General features: G+C 45.9%; 25 protein-coding genes and 1 pseudogene. 1 reads left to right on the forward strand and 25 read right to left on the reverse strand.

Annotated elements, in window-relative coordinates:
* Window positions 1-38: 38 nt before the first annotated feature.
* Complete coding sequence (locus SGLY_RS11765) at window positions 39-1,964, reverse strand: cell wall-binding repeat-containing protein (protein ID WP_013625498.1); 1,926 nt, start codon at window positions 1,962-1,964, stop codon at window positions 39-41.
* Between the two features lie 306 nt (window positions 1,965-2,270).
* Window positions 2,271-3,014, reverse strand: coding sequence for a methylenetetrahydrofolate reductase (locus SGLY_RS11770; protein WP_013625499.1), 744 nt, complete (start codon window positions 3,012-3,014; stop codon window positions 2,271-2,273).
* Between the two features lie 137 nt (window positions 3,015-3,151).
* On the opposite strand from SGLY_RS11770, the gene SGLY_RS11775 reads away from it, so the two are divergent.
* Entirely contained in the window at window positions 3,152-3,916 is a 765-nt protein-coding gene (locus SGLY_RS11775) for a MerR family transcriptional regulator (RefSeq protein ID WP_013625500.1), read from the forward strand.
* 104 nt (window positions 3,917-4,020) lie between these two features.
* Here the strand turns inward: SGLY_RS11775 and SGLY_RS11780 are convergent, their stop codons facing one another.
* The 23 genes and pseudogenes from SGLY_RS11780 to pheA form a co-directional block, all read right to left on the reverse strand.
* Window positions 4,021-4,497 (reverse strand): DUF4878 domain-containing protein, encoded by a 477-nt coding sequence (locus SGLY_RS11780; protein ID WP_013625501.1) that lies wholly within the window; start codon window positions 4,495-4,497, stop codon window positions 4,021-4,023.
* A gap of 235 nt (window positions 4,498-4,732) precedes the next feature.
* Window positions 4,733-6,013 (reverse strand): phosphoribosylamine--glycine ligase, encoded by a 1,281-nt coding sequence (gene purD / locus SGLY_RS11785; protein WP_013625502.1) that lies wholly within the window; start codon window positions 6,011-6,013, stop codon window positions 4,733-4,735.
* 152 nt (window positions 6,014-6,165) lie between these two features.
* Window positions 6,166-6,246, reverse strand: a pseudogene (locus SGLY_RS17610) (arsenate reductase/protein-tyrosine-phosphatase family protein); the annotation flags it as partial.
* 17 nt (window positions 6,247-6,263) lie between these two features.
* Window positions 6,264-6,557 carry a mercury methylation ferredoxin HgcB gene (gene hgcB / locus SGLY_RS11790; RefSeq protein ID WP_013625503.1) on the reverse strand — a complete coding sequence of 98 codons (294 nt, stop codon included), beginning with the start codon at window positions 6,555-6,557 and terminating at the stop codon, window positions 6,264-6,266.
* A 15-nt stretch (window positions 6,558-6,572) separates the two neighbouring features.
* Window positions 6,573-7,631, reverse strand: coding sequence for a mercury methylation corrinoid protein HgcA (gene hgcA, locus SGLY_RS11795; RefSeq protein WP_013625504.1), 1,059 nt, complete (start codon window positions 7,629-7,631; stop codon window positions 6,573-6,575).
* The gene (locus SGLY_RS11800; protein ID WP_013625505.1) at window positions 7,628-7,945 is read right to left on the reverse strand and encodes an ArsR/SmtB family transcription factor; all 318 of its coding nucleotides are present in this window, start codon (window positions 7,943-7,945) and stop codon (window positions 7,628-7,630) included. Before SGLY_RS11800 ends, hgcA begins: the two co-directional genes overlap by 4 nt.
* A gap of 234 nt (window positions 7,946-8,179) precedes the next feature.
* Window positions 8,180-9,721: a bifunctional phosphoribosylaminoimidazolecarboxamide formyltransferase/IMP cyclohydrolase gene (purH, locus tag SGLY_RS11805; protein ID WP_013625506.1), complete on the reverse strand. Its 1,542-nt coding sequence runs from the start codon at window positions 9,719-9,721 to the stop codon at window positions 8,180-8,182.
* A gap of 117 nt (window positions 9,722-9,838) precedes the next feature.
* The gene (gene purN, locus SGLY_RS11810; protein ID WP_041445377.1) at window positions 9,839-10,447 is read right to left on the reverse strand and encodes a phosphoribosylglycinamide formyltransferase; all 609 of its coding nucleotides are present in this window, start codon (window positions 10,445-10,447) and stop codon (window positions 9,839-9,841) included.
* A 5-nt stretch (window positions 10,448-10,452) separates the two neighbouring features.
* Entirely contained in the window at window positions 10,453-11,469 is a 1,017-nt protein-coding gene (gene purM, locus SGLY_RS11815; RefSeq protein WP_013625508.1) for a phosphoribosylformylglycinamidine cyclo-ligase, read from the reverse strand.
* 31 nt (window positions 11,470-11,500) lie between these two features.
* Window positions 11,501-12,901, reverse strand: coding sequence for an amidophosphoribosyltransferase (purF, locus tag SGLY_RS11820; protein WP_013625509.1), 1,401 nt, complete (start codon window positions 12,899-12,901; stop codon window positions 11,501-11,503).
* A 25-nt stretch (window positions 12,902-12,926) separates the two neighbouring features.
* Window positions 12,927-15,119, reverse strand: coding sequence for a phosphoribosylformylglycinamidine synthase subunit PurL (gene purL, locus SGLY_RS11825; RefSeq protein WP_013625510.1), 2,193 nt, complete (start codon window positions 15,117-15,119; stop codon window positions 12,927-12,929).
* Complete coding sequence (purQ, locus tag SGLY_RS11830) at window positions 15,109-15,816, reverse strand: phosphoribosylformylglycinamidine synthase subunit PurQ (protein WP_013625511.1); 708 nt, start codon at window positions 15,814-15,816, stop codon at window positions 15,109-15,111. Before purQ ends, purL begins: the two co-directional genes overlap by 11 nt.
* A gap of 1 nt (window position 15,817) precedes the next feature.
* Entirely contained in the window at window positions 15,818-16,060 is a 243-nt protein-coding gene (gene purS, locus SGLY_RS11835; RefSeq protein WP_013625512.1) for a phosphoribosylformylglycinamidine synthase subunit PurS, read from the reverse strand.
* The gene (purC, locus tag SGLY_RS11840; protein WP_013625513.1) at window positions 16,053-16,772 is read right to left on the reverse strand and encodes a phosphoribosylaminoimidazolesuccinocarboxamide synthase; all 720 of its coding nucleotides are present in this window, start codon (window positions 16,770-16,772) and stop codon (window positions 16,053-16,055) included. The genes purS and purC overlap by 8 nt, the downstream gene beginning before the upstream one ends.
* A gap of 87 nt (window positions 16,773-16,859) precedes the next feature.
* Window positions 16,860-18,161 carry an adenylosuccinate lyase gene (gene purB / locus SGLY_RS11845; RefSeq protein WP_013625514.1) on the reverse strand — a complete coding sequence of 434 codons (1,302 nt, stop codon included), beginning with the start codon at window positions 18,159-18,161 and terminating at the stop codon, window positions 16,860-16,862.
* Between the two features lie 13 nt (window positions 18,162-18,174).
* On the reverse strand, window positions 18,175-18,678 hold the full coding sequence (gene purE / locus SGLY_RS11850; RefSeq protein ID WP_013625515.1) for a 5-(carboxyamino)imidazole ribonucleotide mutase: 504 nt from the start codon (window positions 18,676-18,678) through the stop codon (window positions 18,175-18,177).
* 202 nt (window positions 18,679-18,880) lie between these two features.
* Window positions 18,881-19,951: an HD-GYP domain-containing protein gene (locus SGLY_RS11855; RefSeq protein WP_013625516.1), complete on the reverse strand. Its 1,071-nt coding sequence runs from the start codon at window positions 19,949-19,951 to the stop codon at window positions 18,881-18,883.
* A 452-nt stretch (window positions 19,952-20,403) separates the two neighbouring features.
* On the reverse strand, window positions 20,404-21,291 hold the full coding sequence (locus SGLY_RS11860; RefSeq protein WP_013625517.1) for a hypothetical protein: 888 nt from the start codon (window positions 21,289-21,291) through the stop codon (window positions 20,404-20,406).
* Window positions 21,292-21,422: 131 nt separating this feature from the next.
* Window positions 21,423-21,914, reverse strand: coding sequence for a hypothetical protein (locus SGLY_RS11865; protein ID WP_013625518.1), 492 nt, complete (start codon window positions 21,912-21,914; stop codon window positions 21,423-21,425).
* 136 nt (window positions 21,915-22,050) lie between these two features.
* On the reverse strand, window positions 22,051-22,440 hold the full coding sequence (locus SGLY_RS11870) for a RidA family protein (RefSeq protein ID WP_013625519.1): 390 nt from the start codon (window positions 22,438-22,440) through the stop codon (window positions 22,051-22,053).
* Window positions 22,441-22,476: 36 nt separating this feature from the next.
* A complete protein-coding gene (larE, locus tag SGLY_RS11875; protein WP_013625520.1) occupies window positions 22,477-23,295 on the reverse strand; it encodes an ATP-dependent sacrificial sulfur transferase LarE in 819 nt (272 codons plus the stop codon).
* Window positions 23,296-23,446: 151 nt separating this feature from the next.
* Window positions 23,447-24,148, reverse strand: coding sequence for an ATP-binding protein (locus SGLY_RS11880; protein ID WP_013625521.1), 702 nt, complete (start codon window positions 24,146-24,148; stop codon window positions 23,447-23,449).
* 163 nt (window positions 24,149-24,311) lie between these two features.
* Window positions 24,312-25,208 carry a prephenate dehydratase gene (gene pheA, locus SGLY_RS11885; protein ID WP_013625522.1) on the reverse strand — a complete coding sequence of 299 codons (897 nt, stop codon included), beginning with the start codon at window positions 25,206-25,208 and terminating at the stop codon, window positions 24,312-24,314.
* Window position 25,209 lies beyond the last annotated feature (1 nt).

Genomic DNA, 25,209 nt, shown 5'->3' on the forward strand with positions numbered 1-25,209 from the left:
CAATACTCCAGAAAACACTATATTCTGCAAGCAGGGATCTAATAGATATTTTCCTTAAGCTCCGCTATCTTATTATCAATCGCCTTGAGCAGGTCATCCCACTTTTTATCATAGCTTTCCAGAAAACCCCTGGGATCAGTATGGTCTGTCTCATGATACATCATTGAAATGCCATAGTGGCTGAATACATTATCCGTCGTATTCCAGCCATACCGGACACAGGCCTCGGCAACCAGGAGCACTGTGCGGTTCCAGACCTCCTGGAATTGAGCGGGATCTTTTGTTTTCGGCTCGCACATTTCGATTGAAAGATACCTATAGTTTGCCGTCGGGCCTGCATGCCAGGCCACTTCACTTTCCGGAATCATTCTGATGATTTCGGTCCAGTCCGCAACATAATGCGATGAGGCCTGACGGTCCCCGGAACTAAAATAACCATAAATTCTTTCGGCCGTTGCCCCTGGCGACGCGGTTGAATGGATTACAAAGCCCTTAGGCTCAAGAGCGGTACGCGGACGATTATATGAGATGAGCTTTTCGGAAATTCCGGCAAGCTCGGTGGCGTGGGAAATAAACGTTTTGGCCCCTTTCCCTGTTCCTGAGCTGGGAAGGATGTCTCCCTCGCCATCCGCATCAGCGAAAATCCGAAAGGCATAGTTTCCTACACCGGGTACAGTTTTATTTGCTAGCGTCAGGACAATTTTTTCGCCGGCGGCTGCCGTTATTCCCGAAATGCTTAATTTCCGTCCCTCATCCAAAACCTGTTTTGCCATCAGGGAGTCCTCCCCGCCACTGCCGATTTTAATCTTATCCAGCTCGGGAGCAGCGGTAATCTGTGCCGGCAAAACATATTCCAGAGTGCCATTGTCCATAGCGGAGGCTAAAGTATAAGTCAGGGTCACTGTTTGCGTATTGCCGTTTACAGAGCTTGTCGGTGTAATTTCCAGCATCCCGTCGGGCGTCTCTTCCTGTCCCGCGATGATTTTCAGGACGTTCAAACTCACGACACCTTCTCCGCCGAGTCCCGTTATTCTTGCGGCAGATGTCATTTTAGTTTTCAAATAGCTTTTCGTATACTGCGGAACCTCTTTGCTGACAAGAATCAGAGGTGAAGACGTATTTGCGGCGAGAACGGCTCCCGTTAAAGCGTCCGCAAATTCATTCCCTTTCGGTCCGCCTCCGACAGCCGCATAAACGTGGGAAAAATCAAAATCGGTTTCGAAATTTTTCATGACATTAATATTCGTCTCATAGCGGTCAACCCCCTCAAGTCTGACCGCTCCCGGGACAGCACTCTCAATTTGGCTGCTGATTGCTCCTTCGCCGCCGATGACATAAGTTTTGGTGATTTTTTGTTCGGATATGTATTCTTTCACCTGGTCCGGCAGGTTATTCCGGTTTGTAAGCAAAATCGGCATCCCGAGCTTGGATGCGACAACCGATATGGAAAGGGCATCCGGATAATTTTGTCCTGTCGCCAGAACAGCCTTGGTACCGGATAATTCCCGGGCTATTTTCACCGAAGTCTCATACCTGTTGCTGCCGCTCAATCTTGTGATCTCTTTTATGCCGCTTTCCTTGAGGGTTTTTTCTATACCTTCCGAAACGGCCCCTGTGCCTCCGGTAATGATGACATGCTTCGCTCCGAGCCTTTTAATTTCTTCAAGCGTACTCTGACTGATTTCCGCCGGCTGGGTCATCAAAATAGGCGCATTATACTTAGAAGCTAACGGTCCTGCACATAACGCATCGGCAAAATCGTCTCCCCTGGCCAGAACGACATAATCAGATTGCTCCCATCCCTTTTGGGATATGGCATTGGCAGTGATATACCGGTCCGATCCTGAGATCCGATCAATATTGTTTGTGTCCGCATAAGCCCTGCTTGGCTCCAGCCCGTAGAAAATAACAAGACAAATTGTCCAAAAGAACACAAAAAGCTTTAGACAGTTTTTTGGATTCATCTACTTAATTCTCTTTCTTTTTACTTCTTTCGTCATTTAAATTCTATTTCTTGCCAATTATCATTATATTCTAAAGAGATTCCATTATGCAAACCTCCGGATATGCCATAATATGCAATTATTTTTCATATCATTCATTATTCTGCAGATAACTGCCTGTTATTTATTTTGCCAGTTTAGCCGGCAGGTTCCAAATCAGCGCTGAACATTAGAACCAAAACTTGGGATAATCCCTGTGAAAAACAAAGCGGTTCAGCAGGATACTGATCACTGTTAAAATCAAGGCACCGGTCAGCATTATTTTCCTTATCCGAAAATACCGCGCAAATATTCTTCAAGCCCGGTTCTTATCGGCATAAAATAAATATTGTCTTTACGGCTTTCCGTTAAGGCCAAAGCCTGTTTGGCAAAGTTCACATTCCATTTTAAGGTTGGCTCAAATCCCCGGGGAAAAACCACATTGTTTTTGGTTTCCCAATAATTCACCGATTTTTCACCGGTTACAGGAGAAATTCCCCAGAAAACCTCGCAACCATCCAGGATCTCCGCATAAATTTCCATTAACCTTAAATCAAAAAACGGCTGGGTAAAAAAACCGTCTGCTCCGGCCTCAAGCTTTCTCCGGATATATTCAAGTTCTTCCCGCACACTTTTTCTGTAAGGATCTACCGCGGCATAGACCTTTATTCCCGGCATTTCCCTTTTGAATTTTTTAATGACCTCGATACTGGTTGAAGGGTAGATTTTTTTCGTCATATCCTGAGGCAGATCCCCGGTAACAACCAAAACCTGATTAATCTTGTGTTCAATTAAAAACCCTTGCATCGGCAGCTCATCGGAGAGCTTAATATCCATAGCCCGGATATGGGGAATGACATCCTGAAAATACCTTTGAGCGATCCTGCAGCCTTCCCAGCTGCGAAGATCAAACCTGAGCAGGTCGGGAAAATTAATCGTTTTGATCAAGGGAAATCTGCTATTAATTAAGGATAACTCAGAGATTAATGACCGTTCATCCCTGGGTACCAACTCAACCGCAATCTTGTTCATTTTATGGCCCCTTCCTTTTCTATTCTGATTAGATCAACTGTTCTGCTAACGAACAAAATGTGTTGACTTTGACGTTACGTTATCGTTTATGCTAAAGATAACCTGATCAGGATATCCTATTCGACAGAGGTGATGACATGACCTTCAAAATTAAAGAGGTCGCCGACTTGGCAGGAATAAGTGTGCGCACACTCCATCATTATGACCGGCTTGGTTTGCTTAAACCTGAGTCCACCAGCGCAGCGGGGTACAGGCTTTATTCGGATCAGAACCTGGAGCAATTGCAGCAGATTCTTTTCTTTAAGGAGCTGGGATTCAGCCTCAAGGAAATAAAAGCCTTCCTTGCCGATCCGGATTTTAATCACCAACAAGCCTTAAGAGCTCACCATAAGCTCCTTCTGGAAAAAAAGAAAAGGCTGGGAGCAATCATTTCTCTGGTGGAAAAAACGCTGAACGCAAAAGAAGGAGGAAAAATAAGCATGTCTAAAAAAGAAATGTTTGAAGCCTTTGATCTGGCCGAAATAGAAAAGCACCAACAACAATACGCCGAGGAAACAAAACAAAAATATGGCGGTTCAGAAGCTTACCGCGAAAGCCAAAAGAGAACCTCATCCTATACCAAAGAGGACTGGGCAAGGATTCAGGCTGAGCGTAATGAAATTTATCAAAATCTTGCTTTCCTGATGGACAGGGATGTCGCCGACCCTGAGGTTCAAGAGACAATCGGAAAATGGCGCCGGCATATTTCTGATCACTTTTATCACTGTACTCCGGAGATCTTCCGGGGACTTGGGGAATTATATGTGCAGGACGAACGTTTCACCGCGAATATTGATCAATTCAAGCCCGGTCTTGCCAAGTTCTTTCGTGAAGGGATTAAATTTTATTGTGATGAACGGTAAAATATAGCCGTTAAGAATGTCTGACGGAACTGTGGCTAACTGTACAATATTTTGGGTTTAAAATTGGGTCCGACAACCGTATTGTAACTTTTTCAGTGGCAATGTCACTCAATTTTAACATTGCCACTGATTGCTTTTTCAAAAACATGATTTGAATCTGTGAAATATAGGTCCTCGATTTTCCATTTATCCGTTAATTTACTGAAATGGATTGAACATTTCTGTTCTTCAATTCTACCATGATCTGATATGAACAAGGTTACTTCTCCTTTTGGATAACCATCGTCCACATAAACTGTAAGATCTTTATACTCCTGTAGATAGATATGATCTTGTTTCAGCTTAGTCATTCTGGATAGCCAAATTTCTTTCGCTTCTTCGTAAGAAGTTTCAGGTTTAACGTCATCGCCTGCATCATAATAATCGACAAATTTAAAGGCTTTCTCAAAATTTCCCTTCTCCACTTCATTGAAAAAGTTTCGGACTCCACAATAATTCAAGATGATTTCTTGACCTGAAAAAGCCAATACCCCTCCAACAATGATTATAAAAGCAATGGCGACAAACAATAATTTTTTCATTATCCTTTTTCTCACCTCACTTTAATGATCATTGTGCAAATTGGATCATTTGGCTGTCAACAAGGCACAGCTTGTATAAAAATATTTCAACGTCTTGTATGCTTTCGGCTTTCATCCCCCGGAACACTTCCTCGTTATAAAAAGGAGCCGCCCCAAGATTCACTTTTGAAACGGCTTCTTCCCACACATGTTTATTTTAATCGCTTATTTTGCTGTATGCCTATTACAATATTTTTTACTTGAACAGCCCTTTAACCCCAATATCAGTCCGGTAATGCGCATCAGGGAAATCGATCTTTTCCACCAGCTCATAAACACGGGTCCTTGCCGCCGGCAGGGAATCTTCCCGAACGGTAACTCCGAGGACACGTCCTCCGGAACTGACTGTTTTTCCTTCCTGCAAAGCGGTTCCGGCATGAAAAATCATTTCCCTTTGCCCGTCAACCTGGGGGAGAGTTATCGGAATTCCTTTCTCATAATCTCCGGGATAGCCCGGCGCGGCCATCACTACACAAACAGCTGTATCCTCATACCATTCAGCCTGAACTTCAGCCAGGCGCCCATTAATACAGGCTTCTATGACCGGGAGCATATCCGATCTCATTAATGCCATGACAACCTGAGTTTCAGGATCACCGAAACGGACATTGTATTCCAACACCTTTGGACCACTCTCTGTCATGATCAGTCCCAGAAATAATACTCCGACAAAGGGCGCGCCTCTTTTTTGCATAATATTGAGGGTCGGCATCACGATTTTGTCCACAACCTGATTTTCGATGTCTTTCGTCCAGAAAGAAGGAGGGCTGTAGGTCCCCATACCCCCGGTGTTCAGGCCCAGATCACCGTTTAAGGCTCTTTTATGATCCTGCACCGCGACCATAGGCAAAGCCGTTGTTCCGTCGCAAAAACAAAGCAGGCTTACTTCCTGCCCTTCCAGATATTCTTCGACAACTACCTTCGTACCGGCTTCACCAAAGGAACCTCCCATGATCTTGTCTACAGCTTCCACAGCTTCATCAAAGAGTGAGGCCACAATGACTCCTTTGCCTGCCGCCAATCCGTCCGCCTTGATCACAATAGGGGCACCTACCCGGCCAATATAAGCCTCCGCCTCTTCTTGATCAGTAAACACCTTGTATTGTGCCGTAGGAACAGCCGCCTCATCCATGATCTCCTTGGCAAAGGCCTTGCTTCCCTCCAGTCTGGCCGCTTCTCTGGTCGGTCCGAAAATTTTCAGTCCTTCGGCTTGAAAAGCGTTAACTATCCCTAAACTGAGCGGATCTTCCGGCCCAACTATGGTGATCTCTATCTTTTGCTCCTGCGCAAACTTAATCAGAGCCGGAAAATCATCCGCTTTGATGGGAACATTCCATTCAGCGGTTCCGGCATTTCCCGGTGCAACGAATATTTTAGCGCAAAGCGGACTTTGAGCAAGCTTCCAAGCCAGGGCATGCTCTCTGCCGCCTCCGCCGATAACCAAAATATTTTTCCCCTGAGAAACCTCTGCACTCATGATTGACGTATCCTCCGATCGAATCAGAAATTATTATCGAATATAACTATACCATAACAGGGGCTTTATTTCATGACGAATTAAATCGGTTCAAGAGTAAAGTTTAATCAATTAAATATATTTCAAAAACGTGAAACTCTTTGCGGCTCACTCGCCGCTATATATTTGCCAAGTGCTTCTGCAATCTGGCTTCGACAAGAGTTATGGACGCAGATAAAAGCAACTTTAGCCATATAGAACCTCCATATTTTTAGCAGCAATCTCCGCTGCCAGAACAGTCGCAGCTTGGTTCGCTTCCGGTAAACCAACCCCGGATGATAGCGGCGGCACACCCGACACTTGCCTCCACTGAAATAGCATTTACCGGACAATTCATTGCGCAGGCGCCACATTCCATACAGCTGTCCCTGTCCTTTAGCTTTGCTCTCTTATCGGCTATACCGAATACACCATGAGGGCAAACCTCAGTACACCTTTCACAGCCCACGCATTTTTCAACCAATAAATTCAAAGTAGCAACATTCTTCAAATATCTATGTTTCATCGCAATCCCCCCTTATCAAGCCATAAAGCTCTTTATCAATACCAGCACGATTCCTATAACAGATGAAGCAAGAATGAATGGCAGCGATAATTTCATTTCCTTAATGACACCAGAGAAGGACGTGTAGGTCGACGAGCCTGTGAAATCCATCGCGAGAAATGCTGAAAGCGAGGGCAATACCAGTAAGTATCCTATGCCAAGCAGTAGGTTGTCCGAGACAAGCCAGCCTCTAAACCACACAAATACAGCGGTCCATATGAACCCCACCAGCCAGCCTTTCCATGCAAATGCTCTGCCAGGTATGAAAGGCAGCAGCAGTGGCGTGATGACTGTTCCCATCATGACAGAACCTGCCCCAATTATGAAGTCGGAAAGCCCAAAAAGCCTTATCGCAAACAAATTAATGAGGAACAACATGCCTAACACCATTAGTCCAGATTTAGCTGCCTGCATCAACTGTATAGGTGTGAGTGCCAACCTATCCCATGCTGTAAATCTTACGGTGCGCATTTCTTCCGTAGCTTGAAATCCAGAATCGACAAATTTCTTTATCTCTTTTGCCCTGACCGGACCGTATATTACTGAAAAACCTGTCCGTTTAGTCACTTCATGTGCGCTCACGCCGACAGCGCCAAGCTGAGGTAAAATCAGTTTTTTCTGTGACACGACTTCAGATAGACCGGTTGCTGATATACGGCTGACCAACTCATCGGTTCCGAAAGTTCCTTTACCGGCCGCGCACCAGACGTTAACACCTTTTGTATCCAGAATGAGAAGCCAGCAATTCAAGGCGGATAGTTCTTTTCTCAGGGAATCGAATGTCAGCTTATAATTGGCGCTAACCAACACAGGAGAGGTTCTATCCGGTGAACCCACGGCATAAAGACCGGGGGCAACCGTGTAACTCATCCTGCCAATACCCCAACGCACTTTCCATGCCCCTAGAATATCCTTGAAGCTGATTTCCGTTGAAATCACCGGAATATTTTGTTGGACGGCACTGTTTTCAGCGTCCTCTGCCCCGCAGCAGCATCCGGATGAACAGCATGAGGATTTTCGGATTCTTGCTTTCATTTACCGCACCTCATTCCCGCGACCTCATCGTCATCTGTTATCGTTGTCAGCTGGCTCAACAACCTGGCGGCATATAGGCTGCCACCCTCGCTGATAGAGTAATACGTCCATTTCCCTTCTCGGCGTGCGGATACAACCCCGCTCTCCACAAGAATTTTCATATGATGAGAAAGGGTCGACTGACCAACATTGACTTTTTCCAGCAGTACACAGGCGCATTTTTCACCGCTTTGCAGCAGCTCCAAAACCATAAGTCTCGTTTCGTCACAGAAGGCTTTGAATACTTTAGCATGTTCAAGAAATTTATTTTCCACAACCACACCTCATATCTAATGTTTTGGATATGTTATCAGAGTATTCCTCAGATCTAAAAATGTCAATATGTGATGCTAAAATTTTTTTCATATTGACATAGGTTAAAAGGCAGCCAGGCACTATCCCTTGTGAGATCGTGTCTGGCTGCCTTTTTCGTATTGATTCTGGGTAATCGTTCAACAAGTTTCCTTCTTAAACCGTACCTTTATGTTGAGTTCTTTTCTTATTTCTGCTTAATGTCTGAAGTGCCTGCGTCCCGTAAACAGCAGAATCATCCCCAGCTCATTAGCCCTGTCGATGACTTCCTTATCCCGGATTGACCCCCCTGGCTGGACAATTGCCTTGATCCCGTACTCATAGGCGACATCCACAGAATCGGAAAAAGGAAAATAGGCATCTGAAGCCAGATAGGCATCTTTAGCTCTTTCCCCGGCCTGTTCCAAAGCGATTCCTGCCGAACCCACTCTGTTCATTTGGCCTGCCCCTACCCCCAGTATTTTTCTATTATTGGTCACTACGATAGCATTTGATTTGACATGCTTACATACTTTCCAGGCAAATTCCAGCTCGGCCAGGTCATCCTCGGTCGGGCGGGCATTGGAAACGACCTGCCAATCATGTGATTCCACTGTGGCAATATCTTCATCCTGAAGAAGAAATCCGCCGTTGACCGTCCTGATTTTACAGCCCCGGATAAAGGCTGCTTCTTCCCGTCCTACCGCAAAGAGCCGCAAATTTACCTTAGCAGCTAGAATTTTCTGTGCCTCCGGAGTAAAGTCGGGTGCAATGATCACTTCATAAAATCTTTTGCTGATCGCTTCAGCGGTTTTATCATCTACTACCCGGTTAAACGCAATGATCCCGCCAAAGGCCGATACAGGATCACAGGCTAAGGCCTTCTCATAGGCCTCCACTACTGAATCCGCTATAGCCAGCCCACAGGGATTGGTATGTTTGATAATCGCACAGACATTTTCCCGATATTCCTGAACCAAACACCAGGCGGCATCCATGTCCATCCAGTTGTTATAGGACAATTCCTTTCCCTGCAGCTGACGGCCATAAGCCAATGTTCCCTTACCGGCTTCAGGGTCAGCATAAAAAGCAGCCTTTTGACCTGGGTTTTCCCCATACCGTAAATCCTGCACCTTCGTGGCAAAAATACGGAGGTTTCGAGGAAAGTAAGCTTCCTGGTCAATCTGGCCTTCCAGGTAACCGGCGATCAGCCTGTCGTATTCGGCAGTATGGGCAAAAGCTTCTGCCGCCAGGCGCTTACGCAAAGACAGCGGCACATGACCATGTTTCTTTAACTGCTCAATCACTTCCCTGTAATTCTCCGGATTTACTACGATCGTGACTCTCTCATGGTTCTTTGCCGCGGACCGGACCATAGTCGGCCCGCCGATGTCGATATTTTCAATGGCATCTTCAAAGCTGACTCCTTCTTTGGCAATCGTTTCCCGGAACGGATATAGATTGACACAGACCAGATCAATCAATTCTATCCCATGTTCTTTGCACTGCGCCTTATGCTCCTCGGAATCCATCGCTAAAATACCGCCGTGAATAACAGGATGCAGAGTCTTCACCCTGCCGTCAAGAATCTCCGGAAACCCTGTTATTTCGCTCACATATATTACAGGAAGACCTGCCTGTTCCAATGTCTTATATGTTCCGCCCGTCGAGATGATTTGAAAACCCAATTCCGCAAGACTTCCGGCAAATTCAACAATTCCGGCCTTATCCGATACACTGATCAGAGCCCTTTTGTTCATTATCCTTGCCCCCCTGAATATAAGTTCCTAAACGATCTTCGTTTAAACCTGTTCGCTGATCCCGTCTAAGCTTTTGATAACCCCTATTAACCATATCGTCAAAATTCCGGTCCCTGTTTAACTGTCCCGGTGGATATGTACTTTTCTGCCCCGGCGATGAACCTTTCCCGCTGCAATAAGCCTGATTACCTCCGGATAAATCTCGTGTTCAACCTTGAGTATTCTTTCAGCCAGTGAGTCTTCCGTATCTTCGTCAAAAACCGGCACCGTTTCCTGCATGATGATCGGGCCTGAATCCATTCCCTCGTCAACAAAATGTACGGTACAGCCGCTGATCTTGACACCATACTCCAACGCCTGTTTCTGAGCGTGCAGGCCGGGAAAGGACGGCAAAAGGGAAGGGTGAATATTGACAATGGGATAGCTTACTTCTTTCAAAAATACCGGACTGAATACTTTCATATACCCGGCAAGAATAAGAAGCTGCACATTCAAATCCTCCAGCCAGTCCCGGATAGCCTTTTCCTGTTCCTCCCGGTTTGGATAGCCTTCTTTAGGGAAAGCAGCCGTGGGAATCCCCGCCTCCTGAGCCCTGACCAGGGCATAGGCATCCGTTTTGTCCGAGCCTACACCGACAAATTCCACCGGCAAAAAACTGTTCTGCCATTCTTCAATTAAAGCTTGCAGATTCGTCCCTCTTCCTGAAGCCAGAACAGCAACACGCAGACTGCTCATCTGTAAGCCACCCCTTCACCCCGAATTACCCTGCCGATTCTTACCGGTTCTTCTCCGGACTGTTTAAGTACAGTGATCGCCTGCTCTTCTTCCTCAGCGCGAACAATTAGAACAAATCCGATCCCCATATTAAAGGTCCGGTACATTTCTGCTGTTTCTACTCCTCCAAGCCTTTGCAGCAGCTCAAACACCGGCGGAACCGGCCAGCAGGTTACGTCAAGCTCCACACCCAAATCTGCGGGCAACACTCTGGGGATATTTTCCGTAAGTCCCCCCCCCGTGACATGAACCATCCCGAGGACAGAAACCTTGTCCAGCAACGGAAGTACAGCTTTCACATAAATCCTGGTCGGGGTCAGCAGGACTTCACCAAGCGGTTTCCCCAGTTCAGGAAAAACCGTGTCCATAGCATACTCCTCAAAAATCCTGCGGACCAGAGAATACCCGTTGCTGTGCAATCCGCTTGACCTTAGCCCGATCAAAAGGTCTCCTTCCCGGATCTTTGATCCGTCAATCAGGTTTGCCCTGTTCACGGCCCCCACGGAAAAGCCGGCGATATCATATTCTTCAGTATCATAGAATCCGGGCATTTCCGCAGTCTCCCCGCCAATCAGGGCACAACCGGCAAGCTCGCATCCGGCGGCAATTCCGGCGACAATATCGGCGACCTTTTCCGGAACCAGCTTGCCGACCGCCAGATAATCGAGGAAAAATAAAGGCTCCGCCCCCTGAACCAGAACATCATTGACACACATCGCCACTGCGTCCTGGCCAATGGTATCATGCTTATCCAGCTGAAAAGCCAGGCGAAGCTTTGTCCCAACCCCATCAGTCCCGGCGACAAGAACCGGATTGGAATATTTGTTCAGATCAAGCTGAAAAAGACCTCCGAATCCGCCAAGCCCGCCGAGAACCTCCGGCCTCATGGTGCGGGCTACGGCAGGTTTAAATCTCTCAACCGCTCTGTTGCCGGCTTCAATATCCACTCCGGCATCTTTATATGTGTAACCCACAGATTTCACTCCTTACACCTTTTTCTTCCCTTCAGCACTCTAAACCACTCTTGCTGAAATCCTTCGGTACCTGTACAGGATATTTTCCATTAAAACAGGCCAGACAAGCTGGAACATTGCCGATAGCTCTCTTTAAGCCTTCTTCAGAAAGATAATACAAAGTATCTGCGCCGACAAATTGGCGGATTCCCTCAATATCCATTTTATTGGCAATCAGCTTTTCTCTTTCCGCTGTATCAATCCCATAAAAACAGGAATGACAGACAGGAGGTGAGCTGATCAGCAAATGAACCTCTTTGGCCCCTTTGCTCTTTACCATTTCCACGAGTTTTGAACTTGTTGTTCCCCGGACGATAGAATCATCGATCATGACAACCCTTTTCCCCTTTAAAACTCTTGCATTGGCATTGAGCTTAATTCTTACGGCAATCTCCCGCATTTCCTGAGTCGGCTGGATAAAGGTCCGGCCTACATAGCGGTTTTTCAGCAGTCCTTCTTCGATGGGAAGCCCCCGTTCATGGGCATAGCCAATAGCCGCCGGTGTGCCCGAATCGGGAATAGGAATAACAACATCCGCATCAACAGGACATTCCCGGGCCAATTCCACACCCATCTGATACCGGCTTTCCCAAACATTGATATTGTCCAGAGTACTGTCCGGTCTGGCAAAATAAATATATTCAAAAGAACAGTAGGCCGGGGCGCTTGCTTGAGATCCTATCCGTGAGCTGATGCCGTTTTCATCAAGGGTCACAACCTCCCCGGGCTGAACATCCCGCACAAATTCCGCCCCAATCGTATCCAGAGCACTGCTTTCCGAGGCAAAACAGTAGCGCCCGTCCAGGACCCCTATACATAAGGGCCTTATCCCATAAGGATCGCGTACCCCGATCACTTTATTCTCAGCCATAACGACCAGGGCATAGGCTCCCTTGATGTCAATCATCGTCTTAATAATGGCATCTTCCAGACTCTTGCGATAATAACGGGCAATCAGGTTCAGAATGACCTCGCTGTCAATTGTGGTCTGAAAAACCGCCCCCTGGTTGTTTAAATCCTCTCTCAGTTCAATCGCATTGGTCAGGTTGCCGTTATGGGCCAGAGCGAGCATCCCTTTCTGAAAATGAACGACAAGCGGCTGGGCGTTAGTCAGCAGGCTTGAACCGGTCGTTGAATAGCGGACATGGCCAATCGCCATCCTGCCCTGCAAAGACTCAATGATTTCTTCGGAAAATACATCGGAAACAAGACCCATTCCTTTATGAAGCTGGATCTTGCGTCCATCCGAAACTGCAATCCCCGCGCTTTCCTGCCCCCGGTGCTGAAGAGCATACAGTCCGAAATAAGTTAATTGTGAGACATCCTGTTCAGGGGCAAAAATACCGAACAGACCACACTCTTCTTTTGGTTTGTCATCCCAAGGCACGCTCACTGCCGAAATCCCCTTTCATCGTTTATCAGGCTTTCATCATTTTTCTGATTGTGTTTTCATAGATATCCGTATATTTTTCTCTAGGGATATTGAGGAGTTCCCTGCCATTCACGCGGATAACCAGGCTGCTGCCTCCGGCAAGGCCGATTTTCGTTAACATCACTTTAGCCTTAGCTGCTGTTTTCTCCAGCTCTTCGGCTTTAGCCGGATCAGCTGCGATAATTATCCGTCCAATCCGTTCCCCGAATAATGTTCCTAAACTATCTTCTGTCTCCAGTGAAACCACTGCACATACCTTACCGCTCATTTCGGCAAGGCCTACGGCAAGGCCGCCTTCACTGAGATCATGTGCGGAACGGATGAGTCCTTTTCTATTCGCTTCCAATAAGAAATCAATGTTCTCTTTTACTTCAGACAGGTTCAGCTCCGGCAAAGCGCCGGCTTCCAGTCCTTCAAACATCGCAAGGTATTCCGAACCGGCCAGACTGCCTTGCGGATTGCCCAACAAATAAATGTTGTCTCCGGAATGGGTCAATTTACCAGAGGGGATTTTACTGATCTCTTCAACCAAACCTACCATTCCAATCATGGGAGTCGGATATACCGCGCTTTCGGGAGTTTCATTATATAAGCTGACATTCCCTCCGATTACAGGAGTATTGAAAACCCGGCAAGCTTCGCTTATCCCGGCACAGGCTTGTTCAAACTGCCAGAAGATCTCCGGCTTCTCCGGATTGCCAAAGTTCAGGCAGTCTGTAATGGCCAGGGGTTTGCCTCCCTGACAGGCGATATTTTGGGCGGCTTCCGCAACCGCCAGTGCTCCTCCGATATAGGGATCAAGATAAACAAAGCGCGAATTACAATCCGTGGTCATGGCTATTCCTTTTTGGGTTCCCCGGATTCTGAGCACACCGGCATCACTGCCCGGAATCACTGCCGTATTGGTCCCAACCTGGTGGTCATACTGCTTATAGACCCACTCCTTACTGGCAATGGTGGGATTGGCCAGCAGGGCCAGCAGGATGTTTTCCGCAGAGTCCTTAAGCTTGATCTCTGAAAGATCCTGCCCTCTCAGTTTTTGATAATATTCCGGTTCCCGTGATTCTCTGCGGTATTCAGGCGCCTCATCCGTCAAGGCCCTGACGGGAATCTCGCAAATCATTTCCTTACCGTCAAACAGACGGTACATCCCGTCATCAGTAACCCGCCCAACAACCGTAGCCTCGAGTCCCCAGCGCTGAAAGACCTCTTCCACCTGGGCCTCCTTGCCGGCTTTCGGCACAACCAGCATTCTTTCCTGAGATTCCGAAAGCATGATCTCATAAGGAGTCATCCCTGTTTCCCGGCGGGGAACCAGGCTCAGGTCCATTTCAATTCCGCTGCCGCCCCGGGCCGCCATTTCAGAGGAAGAGCTGGTCAGCCCCGCCGCACCCATGTCCTGAATTCCGATGACATTCCCTGATTTGATCAGTTCCAGGCACGCTTCCATCAAGAGCTTCTCCATGAACGGGTCGCCGACCTGAACGGCTGAACGTTTGGATTCCGATTCCTCACTCAACTCAATGGACGCGAATGTCGCTCCATGAATACCGTCCCGCCCGGTACGCGCTCCCACAGCCATCACCGGATTGCCTACCCCGCTTGCGACCCCTTTGGCGATATCCTGATGTTCTAATAAACCTACAGCCATCGCGTTGACTAAAGGGTTGCCACTGTAACATTTCTGGAAGTAAACATCACCGCCAACTGTAGGTATCCCGATCGAGTTGCCGTAACCGCCGATCCCTTCGACTACTCCGGCAAAGAGGTATTGATTATTCCCCTCATCCAAGGGACCGAAACGCAAAGCGTCAAGTACGGCTACCGGGCGCGCGCCCATGGTAAAGACATCTCTGAGAATACCCCCAACACCGGTTGCCGCGCCCTGATAGGGTTCTATTGCCGAAGGATGATTATGGGATTCCATTTTAAAGACCACTGCCTGATTGTCTCCAATATCCACAATTCCGGCATTTTCTCCGGGCCCTTGCAGGACTTGCGGCCCTGAGGTAGGGAATTTCCTTAATACCGGCTTCGATGTCTTATAAGAACAATGCTCCGACCACATGACCGAAAAAATACCTACCTCGAGATAATTGGGCTCCCGGCCTAATAAAGCAACAATCCTGTCATATTCCTCATCTTTGAGTCCCATCTCCCGCCAAACTTTAGGATCCACTGGACATCCTCCTCTCCCATGCTTTGATTACGGAAAGGAATATCCCTCTGCCGTCGGTTCCGCCCACGATCTCTTCGACAACACGCTCCGGATGCGGCATCATGCCCAAAATATTGCCTTCTTTATTCACAATACCGGCAATACTGTGACGCGATCCATTAGGATTACCCTGAAGATTCGGAGACCCTTGCTCCGTCACATAGCGGAAAACAACCTGGTTATTGGTTTCCAGCTCATCCAAACCCCGGTCATCAATGGTATAATTGCCTTCCCCGTGGTTAATCGGTATTTGAATAACCTGGCCTCTCTCATACTCGTTTGTAAATGCCAGGTCATTACGCTCCACCCGCAAATATTGCCTGTCACAAATAAAGTGCAGGCCGGCATTGCGCAAGAGGGCTCCCGGAAGCAGCCCGCACTCCGTTAAAATCTGAAATCCATTGCAGATTCCCCAGACCAAACCGCCTTCGCGGGCGAATCTGATCACATCTTCCATAATGGGAGAAAACCGGGCTATCGCTCCGGTTCTGAGATAATCACCGTAGGAAAATCCTCCCGGCAGCACAATCAGGTCAAATCCCTGAACTGATGTCTCCTGATGCCAGAGCATCACCGGTTCTTCACCGAGGACACGCCACGCTTCCAAACAGTCAACCTCACAGTTTGATCCTGGAAAACGCACTATTCCGATTTTCATTTTAGTCCTCCAACTCAAACGTGTAGTCTTCTATAACGGGATTGGAGAGCAATTTACGGCAGATTTCATCCATAACCTGTGTCGCCTTTTCTTTGGACTCTTCATTAAGGGTAACTTCCATAAATTTGCCGATACGCACAGAATGGACCGGATAGTCCATACTGCGCAAAGCTTTTTCTACCGCACTGCCCTGCGGGTCAAGGATGCTTTTTTTCAAGGTTACGTTTACCTTGGCTTTAAGCATTTTCAACGGCCTCCTTCAGACGGCTGTAGACTTCTACATAAGCTTCTTCAACTTTACCCAGGTCTCTGCGGAAACGGTCCTTATCCAGCTTTTCCTTGGTTTCCGTATCCCAGAAACGGCAGGTATCAGGGGAAATTTCATCACCCAGGAATATTTTACCGTTTGCTTTACCAAACTCCAGTTTATAGTCAACAAGTGTAATTCCCGCTTTAGCTGTAAGCTTAGCCATTTCTTCATTGACCCTTAAGGCGATCTTCTTCATTGTTTCGACCTCTTCAATAGAAGCCCAGCCCATCGCCTGGGCATGTGTTTCGTTCACCATGGGATCACCAAGACTGTCATCCTTATAATAGAGCTCGAGAACTGTGGAAGCCAGTACATAGCCCTCATCTTTCCCGACACGTTTGGACAGGCTCCCGGCAACAATATTACGGACAACGACCTCCAGCGGCATCATGTCCAACCTTCTGACAATCTGTTCCCGGTCATTGAGCAATTCGACAAAATGGGTTTCAATCCCCTTGCCTTCCAAATACTTGAACATCATGGCCGACATCTTATTGTTGATGATCCCCTTGTCCACAATCGTGCCTTTTTTGACGCCGTTAAAAGCTGTCGCATCATCCTTGTATTCCACCCAAAAACAGTTCTGGTCATCCGTGTCATAAATCTTTTTGGCCTTACCTTCGTAAAGCATAGCTGATTTTTGCATGTTCAGTCTCCTTTTTCTTCACATTCAATATCTCCGGACCATTGATCCATGTTCAATATTAATGACCATTTTCCCCTGATCCTATGTTTACTCATCAATTAACCCTATCCTGCGGAAAACATAGTTGATATTCTTGGTATGATAGGAATAATCAAACAACTCTTCTACTTCTTCAGCGGTCAAAACAGCCATGATCTCTTTGTCCGCCAAAACATAATCCTTAAAATGAACCTTCGTCTCCCAGGCCTTCATGGCATTCCTCTGCACCACGGCATAGGCTTCCTCCCTGCTTACACCATGTTCAATCAAGGCCAGCATGACGCGTTGGGAAAAGATCAGTCCATATACTTTGTCAATATTGTTTTGCATATGCTCAGGGAAGACTCTCAAACCTTCGATGAGCTGGACCATTTTATGCAGCATATAATGAAGGGCAATCGTGCTGTCCGGAAGAATGACCCGTTCTGCGGAAGAATGGGAAATATCCCTTTCATGCCACAAGGCGACGTTTTCTAAGGCCACCTGGGCATTGCCCCTGATCAGCCTCGCCATACCGCATATCCTTTCCGCCGTGATTGGGTTCTTCTTATGGGGCATGGCGGAAGAACCTTTTTGCCCCTTGGCAAAGGCCTCTTCCACTTCATGGACATCCGTTCGCTGCAGATTGCGAAGTTCCGTCCCTATTTTATCCAGAGTGGAGGCGACACCGGCCAATACAGCCACATAGAAAGCATGCCTGTCTCTCTGGATAATCTGCGTCGATACCGTAGCCGGTTTCAGATTCAGACTTTTGCACACCCATTCTTCGACCTGCGGCTCGACATTAGCAAAAGTTCCAACCGCTCCGGATATCTGGCCGACCCGCACTTCTTCCCGGGCAAAAATCAATCTTTCTTTTTGCCTTTTCATCTCTTCATACCAGAGAGCAAACTTTAAGCCGAATGTAATTGGTTCAGCATGTATCCCATGTGAACGTCCCATTTGCATGGTATCTTTATACTCAACGGCTTTTTTTCCCAAAAGATCGATCAAGATATCCGTTTTTTCTAAAATCAGATCGGCGGCTTCAACCAGCTGCATGGAAAGCGCCGTATCCAGAACATCGGAAGAAGTCAGCCCCAGATGAATGTACTTGGCTTCATCGCCGACATTTTCAGCGAGATTGGTCAGGAAAGCCAGCACATCGTGGTTCGTTGTCTCTTCAATTTCCTTAACCCTGTCCCAGGTAAACGCTGCTTTTTCTCTGATTGCCTGAACCGCTTCCGAAGGGATCTTCCCAAGCTGTGCCCAGCCCTCACAAGCGGCAATCTCAATTTTCAGCCAGAGAGAAAGCCTGTATTCGTCCGTCCAGATTCTCCCCATCTCGGGAAGTGTATATCGTTCAATCACCTTTATTTACCCCTCACTTGCCCAGCTGCGCAAGCTTTTCCTGCAGAGCGGCATCTTTGGCCTCAACATCAGCGGCCATCTTCCTGCGAAAAACTTTCACAGCTTCTTTTAATGATTCGTCAGCGACCGCAAGGATCTCAATAGCCAGAAGGGCGGCATTCCGCGCATTATTGATCCCAACAGTAGCTACCGGTATGCCCGGAGGCATCTGGACGATCGCATAAAGAGCGTCAACCCCTTCCAGGGCCCCGCTGCGAATAGGAATACCAATCACAGGCAGGGATGAAGCCCCTGCAACAACTCCCGGCAAATGAGCGGCCAGGCCTGCTCCGGCAATGATGACTTTACCGCCCTGTTCTTCAAAGTTTCTCACCCACTCTATCGTCCTTTCCAAAGTGCGGTGAGCCGAAGAAACTTTAACTTCAATGGGGATTCCGAACTGTTTAAGTGTTTTGACCGCATCCTCCATTACACTGTAATCCGAATCGCTTCCCATAACAATACCGACAGGAATCATCAAACACGTCCTCCTTACAAGCCATTTTCGGCATTTTTCTTAGTATCTATGCTTCACCCTAATTTTACCCGACAATTCTCCAAGGGTCAATAAATCTTCCGAACATTTATTCAATTATTGCTCCAAATGTTCGGTAATAATTAAGCCTGTCCTTGAACAGCGGACAGGCTTCTTTTTTTTTCATTTTTTCTTGATCCCGGATCTAACGGTTTTCCACTTTGTCGATCATGAGCGACAGGTGTACAGATAAATCAAAATCAATCGGCTTTTCAATTGGTTCATTTCTAAAATATATTGCCCGTACTACCGGCCGCGAGGGAAAATAGTGATTCTGCCTGATGACATTTCCCCTGTGTCCATTGCTGAGCAGCACTCCTGTTCCTGTCGGGTAAACAGCAACATTTCTCATAAAAACCTTTACGATCTCCGGGTCAAATTGATGCCCGGATTGAGCTACCACATATTCATAAGCCTGATAAGGCTGAATCGCTTCCCGATAAGGCCTTTTACTGATCAAGGCGTCGTAAACATCCGCAATCGCGGCTATTCTGCTGTATTCATGAATTTCCTTCCCTTTAATCCCGCGCGGGTAGCCTCCTCCCTGCCATCTCTCATGGTGCTGGAGGGCGACATGGGCCGATAAAAGACTGAAATCCTGGTTCTGCTTTATTGCCTCATACCCATAATAAGTGTGCTTTTTTATTTCCTCATATTCTTCATGATTAAGAGTACCGCTGCTATTGATAATAGAATTGGGAACTTTGGTCTTCCCTACATCATGCATAAGAACGCCCATTCCAAGCTCCAAAAGCTTGTTCGTGGTAAACCCCATTCCTATGGCGATCACAAGAGCTAAAATTGTTGTATTGACAGAATGATGATAGGTATATTCATCATAACTGATAATTTCTATAAGATTATTAAGAATATCTCTACTGTGGAGAAGATCATCGACAATCTCCAGCACCGCTTTCCGAACATCTTTCGCTTCATCATTAGATGCGGTTTTGTCTGCGCCAATACTTGAAGTAACCCTGCTTACTGCTGAATAGGCCAGTTGTTTTGTTTTATCCGAAACAGGGAAAAAAATTTCAATATCTTTAAATTTCTCATCTTTAATAAAAAGCATGTCAAAACCAAGATATCGTAATTTATTTAAATAAAGAGAAGAAAGCATCATTCCTTCTCCCAGCAAAACCCTCCCAGCTGCATCCCTGACTGGTCGTGCCAGTGCATCTCCTTCTTGCACATAATTGATATTTACAAGCCTCATCCTTTAAATCTCCGCAAAATGTTATGATGTCTCTTCATCTTGTCGTTATGACATTTTTCACATTAAATAGACAAATTCATTTTATCATTATGTGATGCATTAATATATCCGTACAAAGTCCTATCTTTAAGAGATTTTGGGATTTTGAATGAAATATTTCTCTATGCTGAACCCCTTCTCCAACACACCAATATCATTTTAACCTGCCAAACAGCAAATTTCAAATATGATAACCTTTTTTCTTTATCGAAGATTTTTTTTAACTTTTTTTAAAAATAGCATTTTATTTTAAAACAATATACTTTTTTCATAAAGCTAATCAATTTCTTGAGACTTCAAGAATAGATCAAATTATCCCCTGAAACAGACCCCTTTTCTTCTTTTTGGTAAAAACAGGGCAGCCTTTTGGTTTAGGCTGCCCTGCCAGGTGTTGAGTTCTTGTGATGAATCAGCTATTTTACAATATTAAACGTCTCTTGCAAGCCATTCCAACTAAGAGTCATCGTGTAGCTCCCATCCTCTTCCAGTGTTCCTTCCCCACTGTTTGAGCCCAGTTCTACATACCCTTCCGGATCGACAAAAGAGCCGTCAAACTCAAATTCTCCCCGACCGGCTCCGCCCGGACCTGTATACATGCACTCCAAGCTTTTTACAGAATCGGGATTGGCGCCAAGATATTTCACTCTGATATTCTCTTCGTGCCATCCTTCTGACTGTTCTACTCCATTTTCATCTATCCAGGAATATTGATAATGCTTTAAGATAACCTTCCCTGACCAGTTGGTGCCTTTTCCGTAATAATACTCAGATACCCCCTGATTGATCTTATACACTGCCTCCCTGCTTTTCTCGGAATTCGGGGCATATGTTTGTTGAAATTTCCTTACTTCAGCCGTCGTTGCAATATCTTTCGCCGCGGAAGGATCGTATTCAACAATATAAAACATCAGCAGGTTTTTTGCCTGAAGTGGCGTAAAAACATATTTTCCCGCTTCCTGAAGCCGAATAAAGCCTTCACCTAACCCCTGACCATTATAAATTGCCGCAATTGCCTCATCTCTTTTGTCTATAGATGGAAAAGCATAAACAAACAATTTCTCCCCGGTTCCTTCAAAATTGTAGGTGGCGGGTCTTGTCTGATTTATTGTGTATTCTTCAGCTAAAAAGTCATGGCCGGGATAGAGCGTAATCCCTTCTTCACCGAACGCATCCGCAACATTTGAAGCGCTGACGATGACATCATTCTTTGCTGCCGCATCATTTTGGGAAACACTATGCAAGCCTACGACCAAGGCAAACAGAATGATACAAAGACCAATGATATACCTTAATGGTTTCACCTTTTCTTCCTCCTGACTCTCGTTCGCTTATCATGAAACAAGTGAAAATAAAGACTTTTTATAGTATAGCATATTTGCGGAATATTTCGGAGAGAAAAAATGATTATTTTCCTCCAATTTCATCCTTTTATTCATTGATCACCGAAATTTACCTTCCCTAGCTTTGTCAGCACTTTTTTGTTCTTATAGAAATACCATTCCATTTCAAAAGCCTTTTGGATCTTTTTATCCTTGTTCATAACAAAAAATTTAAACCCATCCACAATTTTCAGTGCCTCAAAATACCTTTTCTGAATTTCCAGATCATCGGCCCCAAATTTTATCTGAAAAACCATTTTAGCTTTATGAAACATAAAGGTGAATTCTATGTACAAATCATAATCAGCCTTGCCTCGTCCTTTTTCAATGCTTGTCACCGTTTTGAACTTTACCGTTTCACTTGATTCCGCAAGAAAAGGCTGCAGCAACTTATCATCAGCAGTGATCAGAAAATTTACACTTAAATCTTCACCACTGCCGGAAATTGAAGATGCGATGGCGTTTACAGGAATTTCATTTAAATTGGGGTATAATTGCTCAATAAAAGGCTGGAGTTCCTGCATCTCACTATGATTGTCCGTCAAGATATCACTCCTTCATCTTTAAACTCTCTGAGGACAACATTTCATCTCCCTAGAAACAAATGTCTTAGTGCTATTTTAATATAATATCAATTTTTTTACAAAAGAAGATTTTGTCCGGAATCATCCTGCCTTGCGGTCAATCCTCCACTTTTAAAGCGATCGCTTCTATTTCCACAAGGGCCCCCTTGGGCAGATCCGCCACTTCCACACAAGACCTGGCCGGAAAAGGTTCCGTAAAAAATTCGGCGTAAATTTCATTAACCACGGCAAAATGGCTGAGGTTTTTCATAAATATCGTTGTTTTGACCGCATGCCTGAGACCGCTCCCCGCTGCTTCAAGGACATTTTTGAGATTATCCAGCACCTGGTATGTTTGGTCCTTGATCTCATTTGATTCAATGACACCTGTTTTGGGGTTTAACGGGACCTGTCCTGAAGCAAATACAAGATTCCCCGCAATAATCCCCTGAGAATAAGGACCGATCGCTGCCGGTGCCTGAATGGTTTTAACTTCTTGACGCATCATTTTTCATACCCTTCCTTTTTTCTTATCAATGATCATTTATCGGCTCTCGGATGCCATACTTTCATTCATGCTCCCTGTTCTGTATCCGATTAAATCAAGTGCGACATAAACGAAACCAATTGTTCTGAACTCAGCATAGACCTCTGTTCTCAAGTCAGGCTTCATCAGCTTTTCCCATCCATCTTCCCCTGTCTCTATCCGGGCAACATCTCCGTGATGTCTGACTCTCACCTGCCTGATTCCCTTGTCAAGCAGATATTGCTCAGCCCGGTCAACCATGACCAGTTTCTCTAACGTGATTTTCTCTCCGTAGGGGAATCTTGAAGCCAGACAGGCAAAGGACGGTTTATCCCATGTCTTCAAGCCAAGCCTCAGGGACAGTTCCCTGATTTCTTCTTTGGTCAGGCTTGCTTCTCTAAGCGGACTTAATACTCCAAGCTCCTCTATTGCTTGCATTCCGGGCCTGTAATCGCCAAGATCATCAAGATTAGAACCTTCAGCAATATTCATCAGCTGATATTCGTCCGCTATTGTGATGATTTTGGAAAACAGCTCTTTTTTACACATGTAGCACCGGTTACGGGGATTTTCGGCAAATCCTTCGATATCAAGTTCCTCAGAATCGACGATCAGATGTTTTATCCCGTATTTCCTGGCAAATCCTACCGCTTCATTCAACTCCCTCTCCGGGAAAGAACAAGATCGGGCCGTTACCGCAATGACCTTTTCACCAAGGACTTCATGGGCAACTTTTAATAAAAAGGAAGAATCTACTCCTCCCGAAAAAGCAATGGCAAGCCCATCGAGATTTATTAGAATGGCTTTTAGTCTCTCCAGCTTTTCTAAAGAATTCATTAATATGATACCCCCACATTTTTGGTTCGGATTCAGTTTCATACTTAGATTATATATTTACTGGACTTTAAAGTCATCAAAAAAAGAGACCGTTGTCCAAGAGTTTTGGCCTGACTCCTGTCTTTGGTCTCTTCAACCCTCCCCCTGGCTCTCAAATCATCTCCCCTTCGGGTGTAATGACAATCTCCTTGTATGGAACAATCACTTTTGCATTCAGCATTGCTTCTTTAACAGCTTTCTGCAGTCCTGAGCAGCAAGGAACATTCATCCGTACCAGGGTGATGCTTTTCGGCCCTTTTTTAAGAATTTCGGTCATCTTTTCAATATGATATTGATTGTCATCCAGTTTTGGACAAGCGATGATCGTGATTTTGTTCTTCATGAAATCCTGATGGAACCGGGCATAGGCATATGCGGTACAATCAGCCGCAAAGAGCAGCTCTCCTCCGGCCAGATAAGACGCATCGGGATTGATCAGCTTTAACTGCACCGGCCACTGCCTTAACTCAGACTGAAGAATATCATTCGAACTTGTATCTGCCTGTTTTTTGTTTTCCTCGGAAATTGACTCTCTTTTCGGTTTCAGGCTTTTTGCCAGAGTTCCAGGGCAACCGCAGGCCAGGGAATCCTTTTCCGCCGGTTTTTCCGCTCCGGCGTTTATTTCTTTCTCAATAACGGAAATTGCTCCTGTCGGACATTCAGGCAGACAGTTTCCCAACCCATCACAGTGATCCTCCCGCACAAGTTTTGCCTTTCCCTCCACCAATTCAAGCGCACCCTCGTGGCAGGCATCAATACACAGCCCACAGCCGACACATTTTTCCTGGTCAATCTCCACAACTTTTCTCAGCATAATTTTCACCTGCTTTATTTAAAATGAAATTTAAGCGAATTCACAGGTTAACTATAGGACAGACCAGGAAATCATGCTGTAACTTATGTTACGACAACAACGAAAAGAACGCATCCCTGTTTTTTACCTGAAAGTGCCGGCGTATTTCCTCCGGATGGTTGCCTTAAAAAGATCTGTGGGCGCGGTAGTTTCCGAGCAGTCGGAAATTTAAACTTTCCTCACCGATGACCTTAAGCGCCCTGCTTACTCTTTCATCAGTTAAGCTGCCCTCAAAATCGATATAAAAAACATATTCCCATGGTTTATGAAGGGCAGGTCTGGATTCTATCTTCAGAAGATTAATCCGCGCTGTTTCAAAATGTTTCAGGACCCTAAACAATGAGCCGGGCTCATGAGGCAAAGATAACGTGACGCTGATTTTATCCGGAATTTCTTTTTCTCTAATGATTCCGGAAAATTTCGGATCCTCTATTTTACGGTTTTTTATGACCACAAACCTCGTATAATTATTCGGATGGTCATTTATGGCTTCAGCCAGAATATCCAGGCCGTAAATCTCAGCCGCCCTTTTACCGGCTATTGCCGCTTTTTTCAGAGAACCCATCTCCAGCACTTTTTCTGCGCTCCCGGCTGTGCTGGCACAGGCTACCTGATTCCAGGAAGGATTGTTCCTGATAAATATTCGGCACTGGGTAAACACCTGCGGCATGGAATAGACCTCTTCAATATCCTCCAGCTTAGTTCCCGGCAAGCCGATTAAAAAGTGCACAACTTGAATAATTCTTTCTCCTATTATCTCCGCAGGGTAACGGCCAAGCAGGTCATATACCTCGGAAATTCCCCCGGTTGAGGAATTCTCAATAGGAACAATACCATAATTGATTTTATTTTCCTTCAGGGCTTCAAAAATCCCTTCAAAGTCGCGAAAGCTCACAGCCTCTTTATCGGTGCCAAAGTATTCGATCAAGGCCTGTTCACTATAGGAACCGGGTACTCCCAGAAAACCGACTGAAGGCTTATCTCCCATCTTATTCCGTTCTGTGATTTCAGCTTTTGTCATT

It is taken from the genome of Syntrophobotulus glycolicus DSM 8271 (assembly GCF_000190635.1).
GTDB lineage: Bacteria > Bacillota > Desulfitobacteriia > Desulfitobacteriales > Syntrophobotulaceae > Syntrophobotulus > Syntrophobotulus glycolicus.

Coding starts and splice junctions, on each gene's coding strand:
- SGLY_RS11765 (WP_013625498.1), bottom strand. CDS start 1,964: ATGAATCCAAAAAACTGTCTAAAGCTTTTTGTGTTCTTTTGGACAATT.
- SGLY_RS11770 (WP_013625499.1), bottom strand. CDS start 3,014: ATGAACAAGATTGCGGTTGAGTTGGTACCCAGGGATGAACGGTCATTA.
- SGLY_RS11775 (WP_013625500.1), top strand. CDS start 3,152: ATGACCTTCAAAATTAAAGAGGTCGCCGACTTGGCAGGAATAAGTGTG.
- SGLY_RS11780 (WP_013625501.1), bottom strand. CDS start 4,497: ATGAAAAAATTATTGTTTGTCGCCATTGCTTTTATAATCATTGTTGGA.
- purD (WP_013625502.1), bottom strand. CDS start 6,013: ATGAGTGCAGAGGTTTCTCAGGGGAAAAATATTTTGGTTATCGGCGGA.
- hgcB (WP_013625503.1), bottom strand. CDS start 6,557: ATGAAACATAGATATTTGAAGAATGTTGCTACTTTGAATTTATTGGTT.
- hgcA (WP_013625504.1), bottom strand. CDS start 7,631: ATGAAAGCAAGAATCCGAAAATCCTCATGCTGTTCATCCGGATGCTGC.
- purH (WP_013625506.1), bottom strand. CDS start 9,721: ATGAACAAAAGGGCTCTGATCAGTGTATCGGATAAGGCCGGAATTGTT.
- purQ (WP_013625511.1), bottom strand. CDS start 15,816: ATGAAAATCGGAATAGTGCGTTTTCCAGGATCAAACTGTGAGGTTGAC.
- purS (WP_013625512.1), bottom strand. CDS start 16,060: ATGCTTAAAGCCAAGGTAAACGTAACCTTGAAAAAAAGCATCCTTGAC.
- purC (WP_013625513.1), bottom strand. CDS start 16,772: ATGCAAAAATCAGCTATGCTTTACGAAGGTAAGGCCAAAAAGATTTAT.
- purE (WP_013625515.1), bottom strand. CDS start 18,678: ATGATTCCTGTCGGTATTGTTATGGGAAGCGATTCGGATTACAGTGTA.
- SGLY_RS11855 (WP_013625516.1), bottom strand. CDS start 19,951: ATGAGGCTTGTAAATATCAATTATGTGCAAGAAGGAGATGCACTGGCA.
- SGLY_RS11870 (WP_013625519.1), bottom strand. CDS start 22,440: ATGATGCGTCAAGAAGTTAAAACCATTCAGGCACCGGCAGCGATCGGT.
- larE (WP_013625520.1), bottom strand. CDS start 23,295: ATGAATTCTTTAGAAAAGCTGGAGAGACTAAAAGCCATTCTAATAAAT.
- SGLY_RS11880 (WP_013625521.1), bottom strand. CDS start 24,148: ATGCTGAGAAAAGTTGTGGAGATTGACCAGGAAAAATGTGTCGGCTGT.
- pheA (WP_013625522.1), bottom strand. CDS start 25,208: ATGACAAAAGCTGAAATCACAGAACGGAATAAGATGGGAGATAAGCCT.